This is a genomic window from Leptospira weilii, assembly GCF_006874765.1.
Classification (GTDB): Bacteria; Spirochaetota; Leptospiria; order Leptospirales; family Leptospiraceae; genus Leptospira; species Leptospira weilii.
This window is the reverse complement of sequence record NZ_CP040840.1, coordinates 1,687,501-1,695,000: the sequence shown is the minus strand read 5'-3', so window position 1 is coordinate 1,695,000 and position 7,500 is coordinate 1,687,501. Positions and strand designations below refer to the sequence as shown.

The window sequence follows — 7,500 nt, the reverse complement described above, 5'->3', positions numbered from 1 at the left end:
GTATTGTAGCGAGTATCGGGATCGCCTCCTCCTTGCTAATCGCACTCACTCTCGTCCCGGCCATTCTTGAAATCGTCTATCGTTCCAGAAAAGAAGAGGAACAAGAATCCAAACCGATCGGTTTCGGAGAGGAAGAACCGAATTCTTCCGACGGAGTCGCGACCCCGCTCTCTACGCTTCAAACAACCGAAGTTTCTAGAACAACTTCTCCCAAAAAGAAAAGTGCCAAGAAAAAAGCGGCTACTTCCAATAAAGCAACCGCTAAAAAGAAATAAGGAGTATTTCAGAATGTTACGATATTCTTTACTATTTTTCTGTTTGATCTTTACGATTACGAACTGCACCGTTAAATATGTAAAAGCGGGTCCAATCTGGGAAAAAGAATTGGTTACATTCAAGAGACTGGCGGTATATGTTCCAGCGGAAAGTGAAGCGGGCAACTTTGAAAAACAGTTAGCGGCAAAAATCGCAGAGAACTATCTTTCTCATCATAAGGAATTTATCATATATCCGTTCCGCTCCGGAAACGGAACCTGCGGAGCCTCCCCCAAAAAAGTTCAGGGAATTTTTCAGCTGAAGATCCGCGAAAAAGAAACTTCCGATAAGGTGGAATTGAGCGCGCTTGGAAAAGTGATTCATTGCGCGAAAGGTGAAACTCTCTGGGAAGGTTTGGCTGAAGATTCTTATCCCAAAAACATCGAAGAAAATCAATCTCTCATCAACACATACACGCAACTTTACGGAAAGGAAATCGCCGGAAAAGTGAATCCGTATTTCTTCCTACTTCAAAATCTTTTGGATAAACTGGATAGTCCAATCTTGTCGGAAGAGGAAAAAGACGAGAAGATCGAAGTGGAAGCGAGATAATATTTTCAAATACCGCGGGCCTCCCAGAGAGCGGTGTTCTAAGTTCACCGCAATTCATAACAACGACAAGTTTGAATCTGAAAATAAGAGCGTGTCCCAAAACCATTCGATCTTATCGGAATCGCTTACATTGCTCCTACGTTTTGGGGCAGATTCTTATTGAAAAAGTCCATAGTAGAGATGAGCAAAATTGTTTCAGTTGTCCATTTTAACGCAATAAAAACAGATGGATGGAGAATTAATTTTTCAACAACCCTAATAACTTGACTATAGCCGAGAGTCCGGTCGACTAAATCGCAGCTCCACTAACTCATATTATATTAGAAAAACGGCAAATTAAAAAATTACTTTAAAATCTCGTCCTGACGTCCCATCAATTTGATTCCGAGCCTCGGACCGATCTCTTGAACGATTCGAGAAGCAACGTAGTTTCCCCAACGAGCGGATTTCTCCAAACTGAAACCGTGAGTGAGTCCGTAAAGAACACCCGCCGCAAAACAATCTCCCGCACCGGTCGTATCGATCGGTTTCGTCGGAAATCCGTCAACGTGAGCAACCACTCCGTTCTCCGCAAAATAGGCTCCATTTGCGGAATCGGTCATAAACACGAGAGGGGAAAGACCCGCGATAAACTTAAGGGCTTCCAGCTTGTCTTCCTTTTGAGAAAGGGCTTTGGCTTCTTCCGCGTTGCAGAAAACGATATCAAAGTAATCTTTTGTTAAACGAACAAAGTCTTCTCTGGAACGATTCACACAAAACGGGTCGCTGTATGTGTAAGCCACTTTGACTCCGTTCTTTTTGGATTCTTCCATTGTCAAAAGAGAAGCTTCTTTGGTTCCCTGACCATCCCAGAGATATCCTTCGATATAGGAAATGCCGGAGGACTTGAGTCTGTCCAAATCTACATCCGTTTTTTGTAATGTGATGGAAATTCCCAAGTGAGTGAGCATCGTTCTTTCGGCGTCGGGAGTGGTCAAAACGACGCAGGTTCCGGTATGTCCCTGATCTTCGGGGACCACTTCGAAAAGAATCCCGGCGCGCTCCATGTCCTTCTTATAAAATTCTCCGTAAGTGTCCTTGGAAACTTTTCCGGTGTAGGTTCCGGTTCCTCCGGAATTGGCGAGCGCGATCATCGTGTTTGCCGCGCTTCCCCCGGAACGAAGTTCTTTTTTGCTTCCTTCGAGAGCGGTCAAAACCTCTCCTTGTTTTTCGGAATCGACCAAGGTCATGATTCCTTTCTCAAATCCTAAACGTTTGATAAAAACGTCTTCCGTAGGAACCAAAATATCCACGAGTGCGTTGCCGACTCCGAATACGTCGTAGTGTTTCATCGATTTATCCTTTCCTTTTCCATTCGATCAATTCCCAACCCGTGTCTTCCTGCAGGAAAACGCTTTCGCCTCCCACCTCGCTTTTGAGAAGTTCCAAAAACTCCTCCAACCGTTCGGTGATAACTCCGCTAAATAGAAAATGATCGGTTTTAATAGATGCAATTTTTTGAATATTCGCTTTTAATACGGCAAATGTGATATTGGCGATCAAAAGATCCCATGTTTGCCTCTGGATCTTTTCATGATCGAAGCCGCCCTCTTCCACGGCTAAAACTTCCGAGGAAATATCGTTTTCGTCCCGATTGAAAGCAGCGGATCTCACGCTGTTCGGATCCACATCCACCGCCAAAATAAAGGAAGCTCCCGACTTCGCCGCGGCAATGCTCAAAATCCCGGAACCGGTTCCCACGTCCGCAACCTTTTTACCGAAAAGATTCAAGTTTCCCATTCTTCCCAAAACAAGACGGGTCGTCTCGTGATGTCCGGTTCCAAATGCGAGTCCGGGATTGACGAGTAAAGGGAAAACCCCTTCGGGAGTTGTGCCTAACGCGGTGTCCTTTTCCCAAGTGGGAATTACCCGATAGGAGCCTACGATAAAAGGTTTATAAAATTCTTTATAAGCTTCCTCGTATTCTTTGGTCTCGATCCATCTGGATTCCGAAAAGAAAGCCTCACCAGCATTTACCTTTAGATAGATGAGAATTTTGGTTTCGTTTTCGTTGTCTTCTTCCGCGAGATAGACACGGAATTTCGTATCGTCCGAAATGATTTCTTCGTGCGGAGCACGCGGAACTTCTCGATCAAACAGGATTTCGTAATATCCCACAACTCCTATCTCATCTAAAAAAGCAGTAAAATCCTCCGCGGTTTCTTTAGGGATGCTTAAAATGATTTCTCTGTATTTCAAATCGTCTCTCTGATCTCATCCAGAATTTCCGCATCGACCACAGTGTCACTTAGGTTTTCGTCCTTTAGAACGAAAGCCCGAAAGTCTTTTGCGATCCAAACCCAGATTCCCACAAAAAGAGCCGTGGAAAGCCAACCGCCAAACCTCGATTGAGGAAGAACGAAAAAATTAAAAAGTCCGTGTTGAGTCACTGCGAGTAAAAAAGCCAAAAACAATGCGAGTGGCCGTTCCTTTGGTTCTTTTCGATTGGATTTTACGAACGCTAACGCAAAACATAGATTGATGAGAAAATGCGCGTTCGAAGACCGGATTGTTCTTCCCACAAACATGGCGATTCTATCTTCTTCCTTTGCGGAAAAGATGTAGTTTGCGTTTTCAATTCCAGCAAATCCGAGCGCGACAAATCCTCCGATGAGAACCATTTCTTTTCGAAACTGATATTTCTTCCAATCAAACGCAAAAAGAAGTCCGCAAGAAAGGATCAAAATCCCTTTGCAGAACTCCTCCATCATCCCCGCTTGAATGAACGCGATATGCGCCGTTTGTGTAAGAATGTGCCCGCTACGCTTGGGCGCCGCGATTTTTACATCCGGCCAAAAAATCGGATGCAGTTTCAAAACGATTTCCGTAGATAGATAGCCTAGAAAAAAAGCGAAAAAAATAAGTATGATCTTCCGGCTTGTAATCTTTCCCGGAAACAACAAGATCAAAAAAAATCCCCAAGGAAAAATGGAAAGAAAGCCGAGTAACGCAACATCGAAACTCATAATTCCTCCATATAACGCCCGTCATACATCGTAACAAGCTCTTTCTGAAGAGGGGTAGGCATCGCTTCCGGATCGATGCTTCCGTTCCAAAAAAGTTCCGTGACTCGAACATAACCCCTGGCTCCGGGAGGAGGCATAAGAGGAGAAAGGCTTTCTATCAGTTCCAAAGTCATCTGATCCTGCTCGGGGTACCCGGACGCCTCCACAAGATCCACGTCCACAACCTCTCCATCGGGGGTTACAGTATAAGCGACCACGGAAGAATAATTTCTCGGAGCCCTTCTCCAATATTCCATAAAAGATTCCGGGCCTCTCATCTTTGCGGAGATATAATTCGAATACGTGGAAGGTAATTTTTTTCCACGGACTTGTTTGACTTCTCCTTTGACGCGACCTTCTTCGGCGGGTTTATCTTCGGGAATTTTCTCCCCCTCTTTCTGAGTCGGAGTTTCCGTTCCCGATACGACTCCGCCGTTTAGACCTTTCACTTCGCTCGGGAGATTAGGGTCGATAAAATAGAATTCCAAATTTTCAGGAGTAAAATGAGTTCTTTGTCTTTCCGATTCCTTTTGTTTATTCTTTCTCTGAAGAGTTACCGGTATTATCAAAACCAAAGACATTAGAATCAAATGAAGCAGAACACTATATGATAAATTACTAATAAATGTGCTTCTCGGAGTCATATCGTCCGGTTCCGAACGAAAGGCCCTGCCCAGTAGAAACTTGGAAACGATATGAATTCCTATCATTCCCCCGAGAAAAATCAAAATCGGAATTACGCTCGAAGTGATCTTAAAGAAAGTTTGATCCCGGATCCCCGGTTTTAAACCCATCGACATGAGAAAACGAATTCCATCCGCGGGTTCGAGCCAGGAAAAGAACGAAGTCGAGAGAAATAATAAAAGAAGAAGATATAAAAACAGGATCGAAAAACCTTTCCAGAGATTTCCGATATAAATATGACCCCATCCCGGAAAGATCCAGTCTCTGAATTTGGAATACTTTTGTTTTCGTTTTCCCCATTCCCCCTGAAAGCCAAAATGACGCGCAACCCTCGCCTGCTTTTCAAAAAGTTTCCAAGGTCTTCTGAACAAGAAGAATTGTTTTCCCCTGCTCAAAAGCGTGTCCCCTGCGATCAAAACGGAAAAGAAATACAGAAAACTATCTTCCAAGATTCCGAGTTGTCCGTATTCCAATCGATACGGATCTTGAAAGACTAGTCTCGAAGTTAGATAACCCGCGACAAGAAGGACGAGAATTTTATAGTGAATTCTTTCTATCTTCTCTTCCGGAACGAAAACTTCGGAGTGAAATTTCGACTTACGTTTCCTTTGTATTTTGAGATAAACCGAATGAGCGATTAGGACCAGAAGTCCGATCAAAACATAGAATCCGATCAACCACTCTTTCAAATCCAAAACGAGAGTTCGGACGAAAGTTTCCACAACCGGAAAAAGGATCGCCGAAACTTCCAAAGGATAAAGAACGATCCAGCAGGCAATCTGAAAGAGTAAAGAACCAAAGGCAGAAGAACGAACTTCTCTACCTTTGGGGAAGGCGAAGAGTACGCCGAGAGGGAAAAAAATTCCCAATCCCAGAAAGGGGGAACTCCAGGATAAGAAATTGACTCCGAAGATGACTAGTTTCTTTTTCAGGCAAGGTCTCCTTGGACGTTGCAAAACAGATTTCTATCAACCATTGGACCCGGACAAGGAGCATAGGCAAACAGAAATCCTTCGAAGAGAAGAATTAAAATACTTTATTCCGAAGTCCCGAACGAAATTCTGGACGCATGGAAAAGAAAGAAAGTCTCGATTCTTCATTGAAAGAAATCGTATCCGTCTGCAAACGCAGAGGGTTTGTTTATCCCGGTTCCGAAATTTACGGAGGACTTTCCAATACTTTCGACTATGGTCCTTACGGCGTAGAACTTCTCCAAAATCTGAAACAGCTCTGGTGGAAATTTTTTGTACATCTCCGAGAAGACGTGGTAGGTCTCGATTCCTCCATTCTTCTGAACCCGAAAGTTTGGGAAGCATCCGGTCATGTTTCCAACTTCACCGATCCTTTGATCGATTGTAAAAACTGTAAGACCCGAATCCGCGCGGACAAGTTCCTAGAGGATCAAAAGGGAGAGGGATTCGCGACCGGCCTTACCCTCGAAAAAATGAACCAAGTCATTAAAGAAAATAACTTCTCCTGCCCGAACTGCGGACAAAAAGGAACATTCACCGAAGCGCGAGACTTTAATCTCATGTTCAAAACTTCTCACGGCGCGAGTGCGGAAGATTCCTTGGATATTTATCTCAGACCGGAAACCGCTCAGGGAATTTTTTTAAATTTTAAGAACGTGGTCTCCACCACCAGAAGAAAGATTCCGTTCGGAATCGCTCAGATCGGCAAATCTTTTCGGAACGAAATCATGGCCCGACAATTCGTTTTTAGAACGAGAGAATTCGAGCAGATGGAAATGGAATTCTTTTGCGAACCGGGAACTCAGAAAGAATGGTTTTCTCACTGGGTGAGTTATTGTATGAATTGGCTGACCGAACAGGTCGGAATCAAAAAGGAAAATCTAAGAATTAGAGAACACGAAAAGGAAGAATTATCTTTTTATAGCGAAGGTACTTCCGATATCGAATTCAAATACAACTTCGGTTGGGGAGAACTCTGGGGAATCGCCTCCAGGACAGATTACGATCTAAATCAACACCAAAAATTCTCCGGCGAAGACCTGAAATATCAGGATCAGGTTCAGAATAAAAAATACGTTCCCTTTGTCGTTGAACCCGCATTAGGTGTAAACAGACTTTTTCTCGCCGTCGTCACCGACGCTTACGAAGAAGAAAAACTTCCGGACGGGGAAACAAGAACCGTCCTTCGTTTTTCTCCCAAGATCGCCCCGGTAAAAGCGGCCGTTTTTCCTTTGATGAAAAAAGACGGATTGCCTGAAAAATCCAGAGAAATTTTCGCGGATCTTTCCAAGCTTGGAAGTGTTGAATACGACGACAGCGGTGCGATCGGAAAACGCTATCGTAGGCAGGACGAAATCGGAACCCCTTTTTGTATTACAGTAGATTATGATACTCTAAAGGACGATACCGTTACCGTTAGAGAAAGGGACAGCATGGCTCAGGAAAGAATTCCAGTGGCCCGTCTCAGGAACTGGCTCTTTGAGAGGTTATAAATGGATATCCTTTCGATTCATAAACGATATGATCGAATCCATGTTATAGTCGATTTCTGAGCGTCGTGAAACAGAGCATAGAAAGTCGCGCCAAAATTCAATTACGGAACAGCCAACGGCAAAACAGAACTTGTTAAAATTGCGGCATTTATCAGAATTTCATAATATACACTTTTAGTTCCACAGATTTAAAAATTGTTATCGAAGTTCTGGAAAAAATTATGGAATTCTCTTTAGCACCGAAATAAGAGAATCCCGTTCGTTTTTAAAAGTAGGAGAATAAAAAACGCATGAAAATTTCGGTTCAAAAATTAAGATCGAATGCCGAACTTCCGGTATTACAGACAAAACACGCGGCGGGTTACGACGTTCACGCTTGTTTGGATTCAAATCTAATCTTGGAACCGAACAAAGTGGTTCTCGTTCCAACCGGACTTTCCT

General features: G+C 43.6%; 8 protein-coding genes (2 of these 8 cut by a window edge). 4 read left to right on the top strand and 4 right to left on the bottom strand.

Going from position 1 to position 7,500, the window contains the following annotated elements; translation table 11 throughout:
* On the top strand, positions 1-275 hold the end of the coding sequence (locus FHG67_RS08000; protein WP_004500245.1) for an efflux RND transporter permease subunit. The gene continues 2,659 nt to the left of window position 1, outside the view; 275 of the gene's 2,934 nt are visible here — the last part of the coding sequence; the start codon falls outside the window, past its left edge; the stop codon is at positions 273-275.
* 13 nt (positions 276-288) lie between these two features.
* Entirely contained in the window at positions 289-867 is a 579-nt protein-coding gene (locus FHG67_RS07995) for an MXAN_6521/LA_1396 family lipoprotein (RefSeq protein ID WP_004500307.1), read from the top strand.
* 344 nt (positions 868-1,211) lie between these two features.
* On the opposite strand, the gene FHG67_RS07990 is transcribed toward FHG67_RS07995, so the two are convergent.
* Genes FHG67_RS07990 through FHG67_RS07975 form a run of 4 tightly spaced genes read right to left on the bottom strand, consistent with a single transcriptional unit; the run spans position 1,212 to position 5,551 of the window.
* Positions 1,212-2,198 (bottom strand): adenosine kinase, encoded by a 987-nt coding sequence (locus tag FHG67_RS07990; RefSeq protein WP_004500259.1) that lies wholly within the window; start codon positions 2,196-2,198, stop codon positions 1,212-1,214.
* A 4-nt stretch (positions 2,199-2,202) separates the two neighbouring features.
* The gene (locus FHG67_RS07985; RefSeq protein WP_004500276.1) at positions 2,203-3,105 is read right to left on the bottom strand and encodes a 50S ribosomal protein L11 methyltransferase; all 903 of its coding nucleotides are present in this window, start codon (positions 3,103-3,105) and stop codon (positions 2,203-2,205) included.
* On the bottom strand, positions 3,102-3,872 hold the full coding sequence (locus FHG67_RS07980; RefSeq protein WP_142499730.1) for a PrsW family glutamic-type intramembrane protease: 771 nt from the start codon (positions 3,870-3,872) through the stop codon (positions 3,102-3,104). The genes FHG67_RS07985 and FHG67_RS07980 overlap by 4 nt, the downstream gene beginning before the upstream one ends.
* The gene (locus FHG67_RS07975; protein ID WP_004495391.1) at positions 3,869-5,551 is read right to left on the bottom strand and encodes an energy transducer TonB family protein; all 1,683 of its coding nucleotides are present in this window, start codon (positions 5,549-5,551) and stop codon (positions 3,869-3,871) included. Before FHG67_RS07975 ends, FHG67_RS07980 begins: the two co-directional genes overlap by 4 nt.
* A gap of 113 nt (positions 5,552-5,664) precedes the next feature.
* Here FHG67_RS07975 and FHG67_RS07970 point away from each other — a divergent pair, with 113 nt between their 5' ends.
* Positions 5,665-7,059, top strand: a complete 1,395-nt coding sequence (locus tag FHG67_RS07970) for a glycine--tRNA ligase (RefSeq protein WP_004500324.1) — start codon at positions 5,665-5,667, stop codon at positions 7,057-7,059.
* Positions 7,060-7,349: 290 nt separating this feature from the next.
* A protein-coding gene (dut, locus tag FHG67_RS07965; RefSeq protein ID WP_004495402.1) for a dUTP diphosphatase crosses the window boundary here: on the top strand, positions 7,350-7,500 show its 5' portion. Its footprint extends 287 nt past the window's final position; 151 of the gene's 438 nt are visible here — the first part of the coding sequence; it begins with the start codon at positions 7,350-7,352; its stop codon lies beyond the right edge, outside the window.